Origin of the sequence: Polaromonas sp. (assembly GCF_012927455.1) — a bacterium.
Classification (GTDB): Bacteria; Pseudomonadota; Gammaproteobacteria; order Burkholderiales; family Burkholderiaceae_C; genus Polaromonas.
Map to the genome: position 1 here is coordinate 119,467 of NZ_JABBPE010000016.1, position 18,021 is coordinate 137,487.

General features: G+C 63.4%; 15 protein-coding genes. 10 read left to right on the forward strand and 5 right to left on the reverse strand.

The genetic code is table 11. From position 1 onward, the window contains the following. Positions 1–361: 361 nt before the first annotated feature. The 3 genes from HHJ18_RS15635 to HHJ18_RS15645 all read right to left on the reverse strand — a co-directional run bounded on the left by HHJ18_RS15635 (position 362) and on the right by HHJ18_RS15645 (position 3,789). Entirely contained in the window at positions 362–1,783 is a 1,422-nt protein-coding gene (locus HHJ18_RS15635) for a MipA/OmpV family protein (protein WP_296916778.1), read from the reverse strand. A 219-nt stretch (positions 1,784–2,002) separates the two neighbouring features. Then, on the reverse strand, positions 2,003–2,503 hold the full coding sequence (gene ssb, locus HHJ18_RS15640) for a single-stranded DNA-binding protein (RefSeq protein ID WP_296916779.1): 501 nt from the start codon (positions 2,501–2,503) through the stop codon (positions 2,003–2,005). A gap of 56 nt (positions 2,504–2,559) precedes the next feature. Beyond that, entirely contained in the window at positions 2,560–3,789 is a 1,230-nt protein-coding gene (locus tag HHJ18_RS15645; protein ID WP_296917343.1) for an MFS transporter, read from the reverse strand. 343 nt (positions 3,790–4,132) lie between these two features. On the opposite strand from HHJ18_RS15645, the gene HHJ18_RS15650 reads away from it, so the two are divergent. The 10 genes from HHJ18_RS15650 (at position 4,133) to HHJ18_RS15695 (ending at position 15,795) form a co-directional block, all read left to right on the forward strand. Continuing rightward, positions 4,133–7,186 carry an excinuclease ABC subunit UvrA gene (locus HHJ18_RS15650; protein ID WP_296917345.1) on the forward strand — a complete coding sequence of 1,018 codons (3,054 nt, stop codon included), beginning with the start codon at positions 4,133–4,135 and terminating at the stop codon, positions 7,184–7,186. A gap of 292 nt (positions 7,187–7,478) precedes the next feature. Further along, on the forward strand, positions 7,479–9,086 hold the full coding sequence (locus HHJ18_RS15655) for an ABC transporter substrate-binding protein (protein WP_296916780.1): 1,608 nt from the start codon (positions 7,479–7,481) through the stop codon (positions 9,084–9,086). A gap of 76 nt (positions 9,087–9,162) precedes the next feature. Next, positions 9,163–10,182 carry an ABC transporter permease gene (locus HHJ18_RS15660; protein WP_296917347.1) on the forward strand — a complete coding sequence of 340 codons (1,020 nt, stop codon included), beginning with the start codon at positions 9,163–9,165 and terminating at the stop codon, positions 10,180–10,182. Between the two features lie 197 nt (positions 10,183–10,379). Then, positions 10,380–11,258 (forward strand): ABC transporter permease, encoded by an 879-nt coding sequence (locus HHJ18_RS15665; protein WP_296916781.1) that lies wholly within the window; start codon positions 10,380–10,382, stop codon positions 11,256–11,258. Beyond that, on the forward strand, positions 11,255–12,136 hold the full coding sequence (locus HHJ18_RS15670; protein WP_296916782.1) for an ABC transporter ATP-binding protein: 882 nt from the start codon (positions 11,255–11,257) through the stop codon (positions 12,134–12,136). Before HHJ18_RS15665 ends, HHJ18_RS15670 begins: the two co-directional genes overlap by 4 nt. Continuing rightward, on the forward strand, positions 12,133–12,918 hold the full coding sequence (locus HHJ18_RS15675) for an ABC transporter ATP-binding protein (RefSeq protein ID WP_296917349.1): 786 nt from the start codon (positions 12,133–12,135) through the stop codon (positions 12,916–12,918). The genes HHJ18_RS15670 and HHJ18_RS15675 overlap by 4 nt, the downstream gene beginning before the upstream one ends. Further along, positions 12,915–13,892 (forward strand): membrane dipeptidase, encoded by a 978-nt coding sequence (locus HHJ18_RS15680; RefSeq protein WP_296916783.1) that lies wholly within the window; start codon positions 12,915–12,917, stop codon positions 13,890–13,892. The genes HHJ18_RS15675 and HHJ18_RS15680 overlap by 4 nt, the downstream gene beginning before the upstream one ends. Positions 13,893–13,920: 28 nt before the next feature. Next, the gene (locus tag HHJ18_RS15685; RefSeq protein ID WP_296916784.1) at positions 13,921–14,370 is read left to right on the forward strand and encodes an acyl-CoA thioesterase; all 450 of its coding nucleotides are present in this window, start codon (positions 13,921–13,923) and stop codon (positions 14,368–14,370) included. 16 nt (positions 14,371–14,386) lie between these two features. Then, the gene (locus tag HHJ18_RS15690; RefSeq protein WP_296916785.1) at positions 14,387–15,304 is read left to right on the forward strand and encodes an EamA family transporter; all 918 of its coding nucleotides are present in this window, start codon (positions 14,387–14,389) and stop codon (positions 15,302–15,304) included. A 269-nt stretch (positions 15,305–15,573) separates the two neighbouring features. Continuing rightward, positions 15,574–15,795, forward strand: coding sequence for a hypothetical protein (locus HHJ18_RS15695; RefSeq protein WP_296916786.1), 222 nt, complete (start codon positions 15,574–15,576; stop codon positions 15,793–15,795). Between the two features lie 268 nt (positions 15,796–16,063). On the opposite strand, the gene HHJ18_RS15700 is transcribed toward HHJ18_RS15695, so the two are convergent. Next, positions 16,064–17,041: a succinylglutamate desuccinylase/aspartoacylase family protein gene (locus HHJ18_RS15700; protein WP_296916787.1), complete on the reverse strand. Its 978-nt coding sequence runs from the start codon at positions 17,039–17,041 to the stop codon at positions 16,064–16,066. Further along, on the reverse strand, positions 17,038–18,018 hold the full coding sequence (locus HHJ18_RS15705) for a tripartite tricarboxylate transporter substrate binding protein (protein ID WP_296916788.1): 981 nt from the start codon (positions 18,016–18,018) through the stop codon (positions 17,038–17,040). Before HHJ18_RS15705 ends, HHJ18_RS15700 begins: the two co-directional genes overlap by 4 nt. Positions 18,019–18,021: the final 3 nt, after the last annotated feature.

Sequence of the window (18,021 nt, forward strand, 5' to 3'; positions counted from 1 at the left end):
AGGGTCCGGCAGCGAAGCTCCGGCGGCAGCCACGCAGGCGTGTCAAAACAGGAGCTTGGGAATAGCGGTAACTCGATGATGAACGCGCGCATGCTGGCTCCTGAAACAAGCCGGCCACCATCTGCTTGACTTGCCTCAAGCTTTGTCGACCGACCGTCCGGTAGACTGTACTAGCCAATCTTTACTTTATGCAAGTCAAAAACGCTACGGACAAACCCTAGACGCCGCAACCCACCGCTGCAGGGGGTAGTGCTCGGTGCCGCCCAACCGTGAAGAATTCCAGTCAAATAAGCCTCTAGCCCAATGAATACGGGCGAAAAAGCTATCAATTAGATAGCAATCGAGATGCCTCTGCAGACCCTCAAAAAGCCGATTCGACGTAGCCGTAGATGTAGTTGGAGCCGCCTTTGTTGACATTGCCAAGCAGGCGCGACGATCCAAAAATGCCGGAGCGGTGCGACACGCCCAAACCGATGAAGGTTTCCTTCAGAGCGCGCGAGCCAATCAGATCGCCCACGCTGACGTCCAGCGTCGGGTCCATATAGGTCAAGAGGCGCGAAGCCGGCCGGCCATTTGCGGCCTGGCTGGTCGCCTCAATGTAGGGAACCCGCTGTGCCAGCGAAACGCCCATGCCCAGGCCGAGCCGCGTCTTGACGCGCGCGCTCCAGGGAAATCCGGAATAAAAGGCTTTCATGAAGACATCGAGCTGCAGGCCATTGGGTTGCAGGCCCTGGTCGTTGTGGTGGGCCAGGCCGACATAGCCGACCAGATCAATCGGCCAGCCATCGAGGTTCTCGATGAACGGCCGGCCGATCTGGACCCCGGTGATGCTGGTCGAGTTGGCGCCGGCGGTCGACAGGCATTGCGCCGTGACAATTTTCAGCAAGTGGCAACCGTCTGCCGTGGCCTTGCCGTAAAACGCCTTGACGTAGGTGGGCGACCCTTCTTTGGCCCATTCCGGATCGTGGCCGCCGAAGTCGTAGGCGGCGCCCACGTAAACGCCCGGCAGCAGGGTTTTTTGCACGATAGGACTGTTCTTGGCCTGGCTGCCCAGCACGGTGGCCGACACGCCGGCCAACAAGCGCCAGCGCTGCGTCAGATCGTAGGAGCCATACAGGCCCAGCGTCGTGTTGATGCCCGCGCCGGCTGCATAGGCCGGCCGCTCGGCAGTCGCCTCGCTTGGCAGCACGCCGTAGTAATAGTTGTTGAGCTTGGCGTCGCGCCAGGCCACGGTCAGGCTGGGGCGCACTGCCCAGGGGCCGGAGCGCCATTCACGGGTGTAGCCCAGTCGCAACTCGTTGCCCCGCGAGGTGCTGCCGACATCATGCAAGAGTTCGGCCTGCACGGTTCCCCAGGGCTGGCGGTAGCGGTAGGACAGCCCCAGATCGGTGCCGGAATCGCGCATCGCCATGCCTTGCAGACTGGCCGGTTTGCTGGTGGCCGGGAAGCCTTCCAGGCGCCGCTCCAGCAGCACGTCCAGCCGATGCTCGCTGCCGTTGAAGAGTTTCAGGCCGACCCGGTTGGAATGCAGATAAAGCCGCTGGCCTTCGAAAAGGTAGAGCGGCAGCATGTCGTAGCGCGAGCCCACGTCGCGGTAAGGCGATACCTCGGTGCCCATGACCACGCCCAGCCCGGCGCTGTTGGGCTCGATCAGAATATCGGTGAAGGGCTCAATGTTGCCGTTCGCGCTGGCCGGCAACACGGCGCACAGGCCGGCGGTCAGCAAGGCTGCGCCCAGCCAGGGGCGAGAAGGAAGGCGGCGGGAGGGTAGCAAGCTGTTCATCGTTAATCTGCTTTTTCAGGACTCGTTGCCAAGGCCCTCTGACTCGCCCGTTTTTGCGGGAGTGCATGCGCACGTGAATTCATGAGGAAATAAGGGGAAAATAAAGTTCTAGCCCATACATTACGGGCGCCACGTGCTATCAACTCAATAGCATTTCAGCATTAAAAAAGCCCGCGTGATGTGGGCTTTTTGAGGCCGTCTCAAGGCCTGAAGGCAGACTCAAAACGGAATATCGTCATCCATGTCGTCAAAGCCGCTGGCGGCTTTGGACGGCGCGGGCGCCTGCCGTGGCGCGGCGGCGGGTGCGCGGGCGGGCGGCGCACCCGCCTGGCGTGGCGCTTCATAGCCGCCATCGTCATGACCGGCACCAGGGCCGCCCATGCCTTGGCGGCTGCCCAGCATCTGCATCTGGTCGGCGCGAATTTCGGTGGTGTACTTGTCAACGCCGCTCTGGTCGGTCCATTTGCGCGTGCGAAGCGAGCCCTCGACGTAGACCTGCGAACCCTTGCGCAGATACTGGCCGACGATTTCAGCAAGCCGCCCATTGAACACCACGCGGTGCCATTCGGTGGCCTCTTTCATCTCGCCGCTTTGCTTGTCCTTCCACTTGTCGGTGGTGGCAATGGTGACGTTGGCGACCTGGTCGCCACTGGGAAAGCTGCGCATTTCGGGGTCTTTCCCGAGATTGCCGACGATGATGACTTTGTTGACGGATGCCATGGTGTGTTTCCTAAACGATTCCCCGGAGCCCAATCCCCGAAGTGGTGGCTGAGAGTTTAACTGGCTGAACGGCCTTGCGGGACAACGTCAGGGGCGACCGCGCGGGCGACCCGACCCGGTGCCTTCATGGACCAGGCGACCCCCAGCCACAGCAGCATCAGGCCACCGCACACCATGAACAGCCCCTGTGCGCCCTGCGTTTTGGTGAGCCAGCCGCCGACCGCGCCGCCGGCGAAAAACCCCAGTGACTGCAAGGTGTTGTAGACACCGAGCGCCGCGCCGCGCGCATGCGCCGGTGCCACGCGCGACGCCAGGCTGGGCTGGCTGGCCTCCAGCACATTGAAACCGCAGAAAAACAGGAAAAGCAGCGCGCCCAGCAGGCCCAAGCTGGGCCCGGCTAAAGCCGTGCCGGACACCGCCCACAGCAGCCCCAGCTGCACCAGAAAAATCAGGCCGACAGCACCCAGAAACACGGCGCGCAGGTAACCGCGCTTTTCGAGGGGAAAGAGCGTCATGCCCATCACCACGAAAGAAGCCAGCACGGCAGGCAGATAAACCTGCCAGTGCAGGGTTTTGTCCAGCCCGGCGCCCACCAGTAGCGCGGGAACCGCCATCCACATGGCCAGCTGTACCGCGTGCAGCACAAAAACGCCGAAATTGAGGCGCAACAGGGCCGGATCTTTCAGCACTTCCAGCGCGTTGCCGCGCGGCCGCATCGCATGCTCCTGCGACTCGGCCGGCACCCACCACAGCACGACTGCGATGCCGGCCACGGCCAGCGCGCCGGTCAGCGCAAAAATGCCATGCAAACCTATAACGCCGGCCAGCAGCGGTGCAATCACCAGCGACAACGCGAACATCAGCGCGATGCTGCCGCCCACCAGCGCCATCGCTTTGGTGCGCACTTCGTCCCGGGTGGAATCAGCCAGCAGTGCGGTGACGGCAGCGGAAATGGCGCCAGCACCCTGCAACGAGCGGCCGGCAATCAGCCAATTCAAGTCGGGCGCCCAGGCCGCAATAAAGCTGCCGCCGGCAAACACCAGCAGCCCGGCAATGATCACGCGCTTGCGGCCCCACCAGTCCGAAGCGATGCCGAAAGGAATTTGTAACAAACCTTGGGTTAAGCCATAAATGCCCATAGCCAAGCCGACGCGGGCCGGGTCGTCACCGCCGGGGTAGGCGGCGGCTTCCAAAGCAAACACCGGCAGCACCAGAAATAGCCCGAGCATGCGCAGGGCAAAAATCGAGGCCAGCGAGAAGCTGGCGCGCCGCTCGGTGGCGGTCATGGGAAACGAGGGATGGGCAGAAGACACGGTCAAAGGATCAGGATCTTAAAAAGGAAGAATTAAGCGCAATCAGCCGCAAGACGCCGCGATCCAGCATTATCGGCCGTCTTCACGGGGCAACAGCCGCCGATACGTAACCATCTATTGTGCTCGATCAGGTGCTTCGGTCTATGATGGAAAGTTTTGCGACGCCCTCATTTCAGTGAACTCTCCCAACGACAACAACTACCTGGTTCCACCGCCTGCGGGCTCGCATAACGCGGAGACCAGCAAAGCCGACGCGGGGCAGCCCCAAGCCAGTTCAGCCTCCGCGGCGGGCAGCGCGTCACGCGCAGTCAGAAGCATGGGCGCCACCTCCATTAGCATACGCGGCGCCCGTACCCACAACCTCAAAAACATTGACCTCGACATCCCGCGCAACCAGCTGGTGGTCATCACCGGCCTGAGCGGCTCCGGCAAGTCGTCGCTCGCTTTTGACACGCTGTATGCCGAGGGCCAGCGCCGTTATGTCGAAAGCCTGTCGACCTACGCCCGGCAGTTTCTGCAGTTGATGGACAAGCCCGACGTGGACATGATCGAAGGCCTGTCGCCGGCCATTTCCATCGAACAGAAAGCCACCTCGCACAACCCGCGCTCCACTGTGGGCACGGTGACCGAAATCCACGACTACCTGCGCCTGCTGTTTGCCCGCGCCGGCACGCCGTACTGCCCCGAGCACGATTTGCCATTGCAGGCGCAAAGCGTCAGCGAGATGGTTGATACCGTGCTGGCCCTGCCCGAAGACACCCGGCTGATGATCCTGGCGCCGCTGGCGCGCGAACGCAAGGGCGAGTTTGAGGGCGTGTTTGCCGAGATGCAGGCGCAGGGCTATGTGCGCTTTCGCGTTGACGGCATCGCCTATGAATTTGATGATCTGCCCAAGCTCAAAAAGACCGAGAAGCACAACATTGACGTGGTGATTGACCGCATCAAGGTGCGCGCCGCCCAGGAGCAGCCACCGCTGGATGCCGCGCAGCCTGCGCCCGAGGGCGCGCCAGCTGCCGCGCCGCCAGCACTGCGCCAGCGCCTCGCCGAGAGCTTTGAGGCCGCGCTGCGGCTGGCCGACGGCAAGGCGATTGCACTCGAAATGGACAGCGGCAAGGAGCACCTGTTCAGCGCCAAATTTTCTTGCCCGGTCTGCAGCTACTCACTCAGCGAGATGGAACCGCGCCTGTTTTCTTTCAATTCGCCAGTGGGCGCCTGTCCCGGCTGCGACGGCCTGGGACACAAGGAATTTTTCGATCCGGCGCGGGTGGTGGCCTTTCCAACGCTCAGCCTGGCCAGCGGCGCCGTCAAAGGCTGGGACAGGCGCAATGCTTACTATTTTTCGCTGCTCGAAAGCCTGGCCAGTCATTACAAGTTTGACATCGACACGGCTTTTGAAGAGCTGCCGGCTCAGGTGCAACAAGTGGCGCTGCACGGCTCCGGTGAGGAAGACATCAAGTTCAGCTACATCATGGATTCGGGCAACTCTGCCGGCAAGAAAGTTAACAAGAAGCACCCGTTCGAAGGGATGATCACCAACTTTGAGCGCCGTTATCGCGAGACCGACTCGGCCACCGTGCGTGAAGAACTGGCGCGCTACCGCAGCGTGCAGCCCTGCCCCGACTGCGCCGGCACGCGCCTGCGCCAGGAAGCACGTCATGTTTATTTGGTGGGCGTGCCTGAAGACGGCGCAGACGCTTCGGCGCGCGGCAACCGCAAGGCCATCTACGAAATCAGCCACCTGACGCTGCGCGAGAGCTTTGATTACTTCAACACCTTGAAGATGACGGGCGCCAAGGCCGAGATTGCCGCCAAGGTGGTGCGCGAAATCGGCCTGCGCCTGAAGTTCTTGAACGACGTGGGTCTGAACTACCTGAGCCTGGACCGCAGCGCCGAAACTTTGTCAGGCGGCGAGTCGCAGCGCATCCGGCTGGCCTCGCAGATTGGCTCTGGCCTGACCGGGGTGATGTATGTGCTCGACGAGCCCAGCATTGGCCTGCACCAGCGCGACAACGACCGTCTCATCGGCACGCTCAAGCACCTGCGCGACATCGGCAACAGCGTGCTGGTGGTCGAGCATGATGAAGACATGATCCGCGCTGCCGACCATGTAATCGACATGGGACCGGGCGCCGGCATTCACGGCGGCCGCGTGATGGCGCAGGGCACGTTTGAAGAAGTGCAGGCCAACCCGGCTTCGCTGACCGGCCAGTATCTGGCGCGCACGCTCAGCATTGCGGTACCGAAGCGCCGCACGCCCTGGCTGCCCACCCTGAAAGACGCACCGGCCTTCGACCGAAGCAAATCGCGCTTTCCCGCCAGCCCGGCGGCCGAACGACGTGCGGCGCGCGAAGCCGTGCACCTGGCAACCCAGGGCGCGATGCAGGCATTGCGCGTGGTCAACGCGACCGGCCACAACCTGCAGGGCGTGAGCGTTGAAATTCCGGTCGGCCTGCTGACCTGCGTCACCGGCGTTTCGGGCTCGGGCAAGTCCACCCTCGTCAACGACACGCTGTATGCCGCCGTGGCCCGCACGCTGTACCGCGCGCACGAAGAGCCGGCAGCGCATGACGCGATTGAAGGCATAGAGCACTTCGACAAGGTCATCAATGTCGACCAGTCGCCGATTGGCCGCACGCCGCGCAGCAACCCTGCCACCTACACCGGCCTGTTCACGCCGATCCGCGAGTTGATGGCCGAGATGAACACGGCGCGCGAGCGTGGGTATGGGGCGGGAAGGTTCAGCTTCAACGTCGCCGGTGGCCGCTGCGAGGCTTGCCAGGGCGACGGCATGGTGAAAGTCGAAATGCACTTTCTGCCCGATGTGTATGTGCCCTGCGACGTCTGCAAGGGCATGCGCTACAACCGCGAAACGCTCGAAGTCCAGTACAAGGGCAAAAACATCGCGCAGATTCTGGACCTCACGGTCGAGGTGGCCGCCGAGTTCTTCAAGGCCGTGCCGACCATTGCGCGCAAGCTGCACACCTTGCTGGACGTGGGCCTTTCCTACATCAAGCTGGGCCAGGCAGCAACCACGCTGTCGGGCGGCGAGGCGCAGCGCGTCAAGCTAGCGCTGGAACTGTCCAAGCGCGATACCGGGCGCACGCTCTACATCCTGGACGAACCGACCACGGGCCTGCATTTTGCCGACATCGACCTGCTGCTCAAGGTGCTGCACCAGCTGCGCGACGCCGGCAACACGATTGTCGTGATCGAGCACAACCTGGACGTCATCAAGACCGCCGACTGGCTGATCGACATGGGCCCCGAAGGCGGCGCCGGCGGCGGCACCGTGGTGGGCGTCGGCACGCCGGAAGACATCGCGGCCAATCCGGACAGCCACACCGGACGCTACCTTGCACGGCTGCTTTGAGCGCCTTGCGGCGTTTTGGCTTTGTGCCAGAGTGACGAAATGCGTCTTTTAGGCCTGCGCTTTTTGCTCGGCAGGTTGTTGCCATCTCATGCACCCGCGCATCAAGGCCCTGCCCGGCATCAGTCGGCAGAACCCAAGAAAACTAAGGTAACTACGCATTGACGGCCTGAGCCGCGCCGGCAGACTGCGAAAGGTCTAAGCCTTGCAGGCTCTGGCACCGTGCTGGCCATCCATCAGGCGCAGTTCTTGCATCAACAAACAGCCAGTCCGAGGCTTCATTGAAGGAACCATCTTGAACTACCTATCCCTACCTGTCTCCCGCCGCGTGCTGTGCGCCACGGCAAGCGCGGCTTTGCTGCTTTGCCACGGCGCGGGCGCACTGGCGGCAACACCCAAAGACACGCTGGTGGTCGCCTGGGCTATTGACGACATCATCACCATGGACCCGGGGGAAGCGTTCGAGATTTCTGCCGGTGAAGTCATGGGCAATTCTTATGACCGGCTGCTTCGCTACGACGTCAACGATCCGTCCAAGCTGATCGCTGATCTGGCAAAAACCTGGTCGGTTTCCAGCGACGGCAAAACCTACACGTTTGAGCTCAAGCCCGGCCTGAAATTTGCCTCGGGCAATCCGATCACGGCAGAAGACGTGGCGTTTTCGCTGCAGCGCGCGGTCTTGCTGGACAAATCACCCGCGTTTATCCTGACCCAGTTCGGACTCAGCAAGGAAAACGTCAAAGACAAGGTCAAACCGACCGGCCCACTCACCCTGACTTTTGAAACCGACAAGAGCTACGCGCCCACCTTTGTCTACAACTGCTTGACGGCCAATGTCGCCTCCATCGTCGACAAAAAACTGGTCATGTCCAAAGAGGTCAATGGCGACCTCGGCTATGCCTGGCTCAAGACCAACTACGCTGGTTCCGGCCCCCTGAAGCTGCGCGAATGGCGCGCCAATGAAATTGTGGCGCTTGAGCGCAACGACAACTACCACGGCGAAAAATCCAAAATGGCGCGGGTGCTTTACCGGCACGTCAAAGAGGCCTCCAGCCAGCGCCTGCAGCTGGAAAAAGGCGACGTGGATATTGCCCGCAACCTGTCACCGGAAGACCTGGCCGCCCTCGGCAGCAACAAAAGCATCAAGACCACTTCCACGCCCAAGGGCACGGTGTACTACATCAGCCTGAACCAGAAAAACCCCAACCTGGCCAAGCCTGAAGTACGCGAAGCCATGAAGTGGCTGGTCGACTATGCCGCCATCGGCGACACGCTGATCAAGAACATTGGCATGGTCAACCAGAACTTCATGCCGGTTGGCCTGCTTGGCGCCAGCAAGGAAATGCCGTACAAACTCGACGTGGACAAGGCCAAGGCCCTGCTCGCCAAGGCCGGCCTGCCCAATGGCTTCAAGCTGACCATTGACATGCGCACGGCGCAGCCGGTGCAGGGCATCACCGAAGCCTTCCAGCAAACCGCCAAGCGGGCAGGGGTTGAAATTGAAATCTTGCCGGGTGACGGCAAGCAAACGCTGACCAAATACCGCGCCCGCACACACGACATGTACATCGGCCAGTGGGGCGCCGACTACTGGGACCCGCACACCAACGCCACTTTTGTGCAAAACCCCGACAACAGCGACGATGCCAAGGCCAAACCGCTGGCCTGGCGCAATGCCTGGGCCACGCCCGAGCTGACCAAAAAAGCCGATGCCGCCGTGCTGGAGCGCGACGCCGGCAAGCGCCGGGTGATGTACGAGGAAATGCAGGCCGAGTTCCGCAAAACCAGTCCTTTCATCATGCTTTACCAGCAGCTTGAAGTGGCCGCCATGCGCAGCGACGTGAACAACCTGAAGCTCGGGCCCACGTCCGATTCCACCTATATGTTCAAAGTCACCAAGTAATTAGTAAGCAGCGCACGGCCCTACCGGTTTGGACCCCATTTCACCCACTCCTTCGGCGCAGCCCGCGCGCGCGGGCTTGCATCGCGCGCTGAAGGCAGTGGGCAGTTTTCTGGTGGTCATATTCCTGACCTATTTGGGGCTGCTCGCGGTCACCTTCTTCATCGGCCGCGTGATGCCGATAGACCCGGTGCTGGCCATCGTGGGCGACCGCGCGCCCGAGCATGTGATCCTGCGGGTGCGGGAAGAACTCGGACTGAACAAGCCACTCTGGCAGCAGTTCTACATTTATCTAAGCAAGATCGCGCAGGGCGATTTCGGCACCTCGGTGCTGACGTCCAACCCCGTGATGCAGGACATCCGCCGCACCTTCCCCGCCACAATTGAGCTCGCCACGCTGGGCATCCTCATCGGTGCCGGCCTGGGCGTGCCGCTCGGTGTGTGGGCTGCGGTACGGCGCGGCGGCGTGGTGGACCAAATCGTGCGCATCGTAGGCCTGATTGGTTACTCGGTGCCCATCTTCTGGCTCGGCTTGATGGGGCTGGTGCTGTTTTACGCCAAGCTGGGCTGGGTCGGCGGGCCGGGGCGTGTGGATGTGACGTATGAATACACGCTGACCTCGGTGACCGGCTTTTTGCTCATCGACGCCGCGCGTGCCGGGCAGTGGGACGCCTTTGGCAACGTGTTGTCGCACCTGATCCTGCCGGCATCGCTGCTCGGCTACTTTTCACTGGCCTACATCAGCCGCATGACGCGCTCCTTCATGCTCAATGAACTGGCGCAGGAATACGTGGTGGCGGCACGCGCCAAAGGCCTGACCGAGACCCGCATCATCTGGGGCCATGCGCTGCGCAATGCCATGGTGCCGCTGGTCACGGTGATTGCGCTGTCGTACGCCGGCCTGCTTGAAGGTTCGGTGCTGACCGAAACCGTGTTCGCCTGGCCGGGCTTGGGCCTGTACATCACCAACTCGCTGCAAAACGCCGACATGAACGCGGTGCTGGGCGGCACGCTGGTGGTCGGCTCTGTTTTTATCGGACTCAATTTGCTGTCTGACTTGCTTTATAAATTGCTCGATCCGAGGACGCGGGTGCGATGAGTGCCGCCAAACCCGGGGAGCCCTCATCCCTGCCCTCTCCTGGTGAGAGAGAGCAACAAGCAGCGAGCGCTAGTGAGGGCGATCTTCGCAAGCAGGGGCCGCGGAACCGGCTCCGCCGGGCCGCAGGCGCAGCGGCCCCCTCGGGGGGCAGGGAGCCACACGCAGTGGGCGACCGTGGGGGCTTACATGCCTATTTGATGTCGGAACGGCCAACGTCGCGCCGGCAGGCGTCGTGGGGCCGGGCCTACGGGGCCGCGCGTACCTTTGCGCGCAACCGGTTGGCCATGCTGGGCCTCTTCATCGTGCTGGCGCTGATTTTCGTAGCGATTTTTGCCGATCTGCTGGCACCGTATTCGGCCTATATCGGCGACCTGCGCACCACGCGCCTGCTGCCGCCCTCGTCCGCACACTGGTTCGGCACCGACGATCAAGGCCGCGACATTTTGTCGCGCGTGATTCAGGGCTCGCGCATCACGCTGTTCGTGGTGGGGCTGGTGGCCGTGCTGGCCGCGCCCATCGGGCTCATCGTCGGCACGGTGGCCGGCTATGCGGGCGGCATTGTCGATGCCGCGCTGATGCGCATCACCGATATTTTTCTGGCATTCCCGCGGCTGATTCTGGCGCTGGCCTTTGTGGCGGCGCTGGGCCCCGGCATCGGCAATGCGGTGATCGCCATTGCCATCACTTCGTGGCCGCCTTATGCGCGGCTGGCACGCGCCGAAACGCTGACCATACGCCAGACTGACTACATCGCGGCGGTGCAACTGCTGGGCGCCTCGCCCTGGCGCATCGTGCTGCGCCACATCATGCCGCTGTGTTTGTCGTCAGTGATCGTGCGTGTCACGCTCGACATGGCGGGCATCATTTTGACAGCCGCCGGCCTGGGTTTTCTGGGCCTGGGCGCGCAACCGCCCATGCCCGAGTGGGGCGCGCTGATTGCCAACGGCCGGCTCTATGTGCTGGACCAATGGTGGGTGGCGGCGGCGCCCGGCGCGGCGATTTTCCTCGTCAGCCTGGCTTTTAATCTGCTGGGTGACGGCCTGCGCGACGCGCTGGACCCGAAGAGCAAGTCATGACGCAAGCCATGACGGGCGCAACAGCCGCCGCTGGGCCTGAGCAGACGCCCCTGCTGGAAGTCGACGATCTGCGCATCGCCTTTCCGGGCCGCGACGGCGCCATGCTGGAGGTGGTGCGCGGCGTGTCTTTTACGCTGGGCCGGGAGCGGCTGGGCATCGTCGGCGAATCGGGTTCGGGCAAATCACAGACCGGCCGTGCCATCCTGGGACTGACAGCGCCCGAAGGCCGCGTGACAGCCAGACGGCTCGCCTTCAGCGGCACCGACCTGCTCAATTGCTCGCCGAAACAGCGGCGCGAACTGCGCGGCGGGCGCATTGCCATGGTGCTACAAGACCCCAAATTTTCATTGAACCCGGTGATGCGCATAGGCGCGCAGATCGAAGAAACACTGCGCGCCCACACCCGCGTGTCGTCCGGCGAAGCAAGAAAGCGCACGCTCGCCGCGCTCGAATCGGTGCGCATCGACGACCCCGAGCGCCTCTACAAACTGTACCCGCACGAAGTGTCAGGCGGCATGGGCCAACGCGCCATGATCGCGATGATGCTGATTGCCGAGCCGGATCTGCTGATCGCCGATGAGCCGACCTCGGCGCTCGACGTCACGGTGCAGCTGCAGGTGCTTTCCATTCTGGACAAGCTGGTGACCGAACGCGGCATGGGCCTGATTTTGGTGTCTCATGATTTGCGGCTGGTGTCCTCGTTTTGCGACCGCATTCTGGTGATGTACGCCGGCCGGGTGGTTGAGGAACTCAGCGCCGGCGGGCTGGCGCATGCCCAGCATCCCTACACGCGCGGCCTGATGGCGTGCCTGCCGCAGCTCGGAAAATCGACGCATCCACTGGCCACGCTGGAGCGACTGCCGCAATGGGCCTTATGAGTGCCGGCGCTGCGCTGGGCCTGCAGGTCAAAGACTTGCGCGTGGTCTACGACGGCTTCGTCGCGGTAGCGGGCAGCAGCTTTGAAGTCGCGCCGGGAGAAAGTTTCGGCATTGTTGGTGAATCGGGCTCGGGCAAATCCACCGTGCTGCGCGCGATTTGCGGATTGGCGCCGCGCACCGGCACCGTAGCACTCAAGCAGCACGCGGGTGCTCCCACCGCTGCGCTGGCAGAACCGGGCAGCAAGGCGTTTCGCCGCCAGTTGCAGATGGTGTTTCAGGACCCCTACGGCTCGCTGCACCCACGGCAAACCGTAGACCGCATCCTGGCCGAGCCGCTGGCGATTCATGGCATCAGCGACGCCGAGACGCGCATAGAACGCGCGCTCGATGAAGTGGGCCTGGGCAACGGCTTTCGCTTTCGCTACCCGCACCAGTTGTCGGGCGGACAGCGCCAGCGCATCGCGATCGCGCGCGCGCTGATTCTGGAGCCGCAAATCCTGCTGCTCGATGAACCCACGTCGGCGCTCGATGCGTCGGTGCAGGCCGAGGTGCTCAATCTGCTGGAAGAGCTGCGCCGGCGCCGCGGCCTGACTTTCATCATGGTCAGCCATGACCTGGCGGTGGTGACCCACCTGTGCGAGCGTCTAATGGTGATGCAGCGCGGCCAGACGGTCGAACTGCTGACGGCGGCGGACCTGGCCGCCAGCCGCGTGGCCAGCCCCTACACGCGCGCCCTCATGCAAGCCTCAAGCGGCTTTCGCCGCAGCGGAGAACATCAATGATCAACTGGGAAGCCCACGCCTGCCTGCCGCTGCATCCGCAGGCAGATTTTTCACCGCTCGACCGCCTGCGCGACGCCGGCGTGCACTATGTGTCCGTCAATGTCGGCATGGACATGAATCCGGTGCCGCAGATCTTGTCGGTGATCGCGGCTTTTCGCGCCACCATCGCGGCGCATCCCGAGCGTTTTGCGCTGGCCGGCAGCATTGCCGACGTTGAGCAAGCCGCCGCTGCCGGCGTGCTGGCGATAGGTTTCGACCTGGAAGGGGCCATGCCGTTGCTCGAGCAGCCCGAGATGGTGGCGGTCTACCGCGCGCTCGGCGTGCGCCAGATTCACCTCGCCTACAACCGCAACAACAGCGTGGCCGACGGCTGCCATGACGTGGCGCGTGGCCTCACGCCGCTGGGCAGTCGCATGGTGCAAGCCATTAACGACGCGGGCGTGCTGATGGATTGCTCGCATACCGGCAGGCGTTGCAGCCTGGACATCATGGCGGCGTCAAACCACCCGGTGATCTTCAGTCACGCCAACCCGCTGGGCCTGATCGAGCACGGGCGCAACATCAGCGACCAACAGATCAAGGCCTGCGCCGCCACCGGAGGAGTGGTGTGTGTCTCCGGCGTGTCGGCCTTTCTGGGCACGCGCACGCCTACGGCGGGCGACGTGGCGCGGCACGCGGCCTATGTGGCAGACCTGGTGGGCGTGCAGCATGTCGGCATCGGGCTGGACATCAGCTTTCGCCAGGATGAGCTCAACGACAACCCGCCGGGGGATTACGACCCGGCGTACTGGTGGCCCAAGGCGGCCGGCTACGACCGCTCGCTGACCCGCATGACCTACACGCCGGTCGAGACCTGGCAAATTCTTTCCAAAGCGCTGCAAGATCTGGGCATGAGCGCTGCGGAAGCCGCCGCGGTGATGGGTGACAATATGTTGCGCGTGGCCAGCCAGGTCTGGCACCGGCCGCACACCTGATTTTCCTTTCAACCTACCCGGCTGCTCCATGTCCTCCATCACCCTGCGCTTCCTGGCTGAACCCGCCACCCTCAATTTTGGCGGCAAGGTGTATGGCGGCACCGTCATGAAATGGATAGACGACGCCGGCTACGCCTGCGCCACGCGCTGGGCCAAAGGCTACTGCGTCACCGTTTCGGTGGGCAGCATGCGCTTTGCGCGTTCCATAGCGGTGGGTGACCTGGTGGAAGTCGAGGCGCGGCTGGCTTACACCGGTCGCACCAGCATGAACATCTCGGTCGAAGTGCGCTGCGGCGACATGAAGACCGGCCAGATGGTAGCCGTCACCGAATGCCTGCTGGTGTTTGCGGCTGTCGACGTCGATGGCCAAACCATTCCCGTGAAGGCCTGGCTGCCCGAAACGCCCGGCGACATCGCGCTGGCGCAGCGCGTCAAGGCGCACCTGGATGCCGCCCGGGCGCGGCATCCGGGCGCCTGATGCGCTGACCCGATCCATGCGAAACAGTGCTCTGACGGGCCGCGATCTGGCCGCCGCGCTCATCGTGGTGGTTTTGTGGGGCGTCAATTTCGTCGTGATGAAATTCGCCCTGCGCGACTTCACCCCGCTGCAACTGGGCGCTGCCCGCTATGTGTTTGCCGTGCTGCCGTTGGCGCTGTTCATTCGCCCGCCCAAGGTGCCCTGGAAGTGGGTGGTGTTGTATGGCTTGTTTCAGGGCGTCGGGCAGTTCGGTTTTTTGTTTCTCGCCCTCAAGGTCGGCATGACGGCGGCGCTGGCGTCAGTGCTGCTGCAGACCCAGGTGTTCTTTACCGCGCTGTTCGGCTTTGTGCTGCTGCATGAACGCGCCAGCCGGCCGCTGCAGGCCGGCATGCTGCTGGCGGCGCTGGGCCTGTCGTGCTTTGCCCTCAATTATGTGAATCCCGACGCCGCCGGCGTCAATACAAGCGCCACCACAGTGCTGGGTTTGCTGCTCACGCTGAGCGCCGCCGCCATGTGGTCGATGTCCAACATCGTGGCGCGGCGCGTGCAGCAGGTGGCTGGCGACTACTCGCCGCCCGCCTTTGTCGTCTGGAGCAGTTCGGTCGCGGTGCTGCCCTTTGTGGCGCTGTCGGGGCTGTTCGATGCCGAAGCGGTGCGCTGGCAATGGACCGAGGCAAGGGGGTCCAGCTGGCTGGCGGTGGCCTACCTAGGCTGGGTCGCCACCATCGTCGGCTACAGCCTGTGGACCGGACTGCTCAAGCGCCACCCCGCCAACCGCGTCGCGCCCTTCAGCCTGGGCGTGCCGCTGGTCGGACTGGCCGCCGGCATGCTGGTGCTGGGCGAGGTCATCACCCCCTGGCAGTGGGCCGGCACCGCGCTGGTGGTGGCGGCACTGGGCTGCGTGATGCTGGGCGGGCTGCTGCGGCGCAGCTGAGGGCTGCACCTGCCTTTGGCGCTCAATTGCTATTGTTTTGATAGCTGTTTGCGCCCGTCTTTTATGGGCTAGAGGCCTATTCAATGCCTACATTGAAGGCTGTTGCCGCTGCCGGCCTGGCTGACCAGTCGCCACGCGCAGCGAGAGCGGTATTGGTTTGCCAGACCCCGGCTGCTACCGCCATTTGCGGCGATGTCCGACAGCCGCCATGACGATCCGAAGTTAGGGTGAAAATTGTGAAACCCATCCCAACTTCTCGGTCCCTCTCCTTGCAACGCGCCCTGCAAAACTACCGGGCCTGGGACGACAGCCGCGACAGCTTTCCCGGGGAGCACTGGCTGGTGCTGACTGCCGGCGTGGCGCTGCTGCTGGCTGCCAGCCAGAGTTCGTCGCCGGTCAAACGGATTGCCGGGGCTGCGCTGGGCAGCGCGCTGCTTTGTCGGGCAGCAAGCGGGCGTAATGGGCTGGCGCGGCTGCTGCGGCACCCCTAAACTGCTATTTATTTAATAGCTGTACACGCCCGCATTTATTGGGCTACACCTTAGAATACCCAAAACTTCGCGCTGCGCCGCATCAGCAAGATCCTCGCTAGCCGCCGCATACAAAATCGCGCGCACATCAGGCAGGCGTGCGGATAACAGGCGCGCACACGCTTTATGGCGTCCATGCCGGTGTGCCTTTACCCCTTGTCGATGCCGCTGCCGCGCTCCTCGCACACGCCAGTGCGGCGCATGAACGCAGCCGCTGTGCCCGCCCTCGTCACAAGGGACGACGACGCGCGAAACGCACCACGGTGACGCCGGCGCGCGCCTGGCGCACCGAGGGCATCACCAGCACACAATTGTCGTAAGGCGTGGTCACCGGCTCGCTATCGTTCCAGCCGATCACCGTGTCAGCGCGCGCAATAATTTCCAGCCCCTGGTAGGGTTCGACAAAGCGAAACTTTTCGCTCTGGGCCACGACTGGGCCGGTCACATCCAGCGCCCATTGCTGCTCTGCATCGGGTTGGCGCCAGCCGGGCAGCAGACGCAGACTCTCGGTCGCGTCCAGCATGCCGGCGGCCTGCAGAAAACGCACGCAGATATCCTGGGCCACGCTGCGGCTTTGCAGGGCGCCATGAAAACCGCATTCGATCAGCAGGGAACGGGTGCCGTTGTCGCTGCCGTCGGCGCATAGCTCGCCAAAACGGCCAAAGTCGCGCATGCGCACCCCGTCCTTGTGGCCAGGATCGACCACGATGTGTTCGGGGCAGCGCAGCTCGCGCGCCAACGCCACGTTGCGCGCCTGCATGCCGGTTAGCAGCAGCGGCGCGGCGGGCTCATGCATGCTGTGCAGGTCAAGCAGCCAGTCGGCCTGCGCAACAAAAGGCTGCAAGGCCAGGGCGCGCCGGCGCTCCTGCGTGCCACCAACCTGAATGCGTTCTGGCGACCACTGGCGGTTCAGGTCTTCATCGACAAAGCGCGAGGCATCGTGGTTGGCCGGATCGAAGCGGTCAAACGCGGCGAGGTTGCAAAAAGCCAAGGTCAGGCGCCCCCGATGCGGCCGCACCCCGGCCTCCAGCAGGCCCTTGAGCGCCCAGGCGCCGCAGAGTTCGTTGCCGTGAACCAGCGCGCTGATCAGCACGTCACGGCCGGCTTGGCCCGAGTCAAACTGCCAGACACCCTCGACCCCGGTGTTGCCGGCGCGCCAGCCTGTCAGGTCGGGTTGGGGCAAATCAAATGGCAACACGTTGCTCATTCCTTGATCTTCGCGAAGTCAACAATGCGTTTGTACTTGACGGTTTCCTGGCTCAGAAACTTCGGCATGTCGACATTGAGGGGCGAGACGGTCGAGCCCGAGTCTTCAAGCTTCTTGCGCAAATCGGCCGTTTGCAAAGATTCGTTCAGTGCCTTCCTGAGCTTGGTCACCACCGGATCGGGCAGCCGGGCCGGGCCCATCAGCGCAAACCAGATGTTGATGTCCATGCCCTTCAGCTTGGGCGTTTCGGCCAGCGCCGGGATCTCGGCCGTCATCGGCGAACGCTTGGCCTCGGTGGTACCGAGTGCAACCACCTTGCCGCTGCGAATGTGGGGCAGCCCGCTGGACAGCACGAACACGCCGAAATCAATGTTGTTGCCGAGCAGGTCATTGGCCAAGGGCGCGACGCCGCGATAAGGAATGTGGGTCATGAACAGTCCGCCCTGGTCTTTCAGCATCTCGCCGGCCAGGTGCAGGGCGGTGCCCACGCCGGAGCTGCCGTAGCTATACTTGCCGGGGTTTTGCTTGACCAAGCTGATGAACTGCGCCACCGTCTTCACGCCCGACTTCTGCGACGCCACCAGCACCATGGGCTGGGCGGCGATCAGGCCGATTGGGGTGAAATCCTTCAGATCGTATTTGACGGCGCCCGAAACCAGGCGGCTGATCGCGATCTCGTTGCTCGCGCCGGCCAGCAGGGTGTAGCCGTCGGGGGCGGCGTTCGCCACCTTCTGGGCGCCAATCGCCCCGCCGGCGCCACCGACGTTTTCGATGATCACCGGCACACCGAGTTTTTTCGACAGTTCAGCGCCCAGGGTGCGCCCGGTCAGGTCGGTGCTGCCGCCGGGCGGGTAGGCCACCACGAGGGTGATGGGTTTGCTGGGGTAGCTGTCGGGCTGGGCCAGCACGCTGGCGCAGGCCAGCAGCGCCAGCGCGCCACACAGCGCGGCACGGCCCGAAAAAAATAGGGAGGTCATGGC

Coding starts and splice junctions, on each gene's coding strand:
- HHJ18_RS15690 (WP_296916785.1), top strand. CDS start 14,387: ATGCGAAACAGTGCTCTGACGGGCCGCGATCTGGCCGCCGCGCTCATC.
- HHJ18_RS15650 (WP_296917345.1), top strand. CDS start 4,133: ATGGGCGCCACCTCCATTAGCATACGCGGCGCCCGTACCCACAACCTC.
- HHJ18_RS15665 (WP_296916781.1), top strand. CDS start 10,380: ATGTCGGAACGGCCAACGTCGCGCCGGCAGGCGTCGTGGGGCCGGGCC.
- HHJ18_RS15700 (WP_296916787.1), bottom strand. CDS start 17,041: ATGAGCAACGTGTTGCCATTTGATTTGCCCCAACCCGACCTGACAGGC.
- HHJ18_RS15645 (WP_296917343.1), bottom strand. CDS start 3,789: ATGACCGCCACCGAGCGGCGCGCCAGCTTCTCGCTGGCCTCGATTTTT.
- HHJ18_RS15635 (WP_296916778.1), bottom strand. CDS start 1,783: ATGAACAGCTTGCTACCCTCCCGCCGCCTTCCTTCTCGCCCCTGGCTG.
- HHJ18_RS15675 (WP_296917349.1), top strand. CDS start 12,133: ATGAGTGCCGGCGCTGCGCTGGGCCTGCAGGTCAAAGACTTGCGCGTG.
- ssb (WP_296916779.1), bottom strand. CDS start 2,503: ATGGCATCCGTCAACAAAGTCATCATCGTCGGCAATCTCGGGAAAGAC.
- HHJ18_RS15680 (WP_296916783.1), top strand. CDS start 12,915: ATGATCAACTGGGAAGCCCACGCCTGCCTGCCGCTGCATCCGCAGGCA.
- HHJ18_RS15670 (WP_296916782.1), top strand. CDS start 11,255: ATGACGCAAGCCATGACGGGCGCAACAGCCGCCGCTGGGCCTGAGCAG.
- HHJ18_RS15685 (WP_296916784.1), top strand. CDS start 13,921: ATGTCCTCCATCACCCTGCGCTTCCTGGCTGAACCCGCCACCCTCAAT.
- HHJ18_RS15705 (WP_296916788.1), bottom strand. CDS start 18,018: ATGACCTCCCTATTTTTTTCGGGCCGTGCCGCGCTGTGTGGCGCGCTG.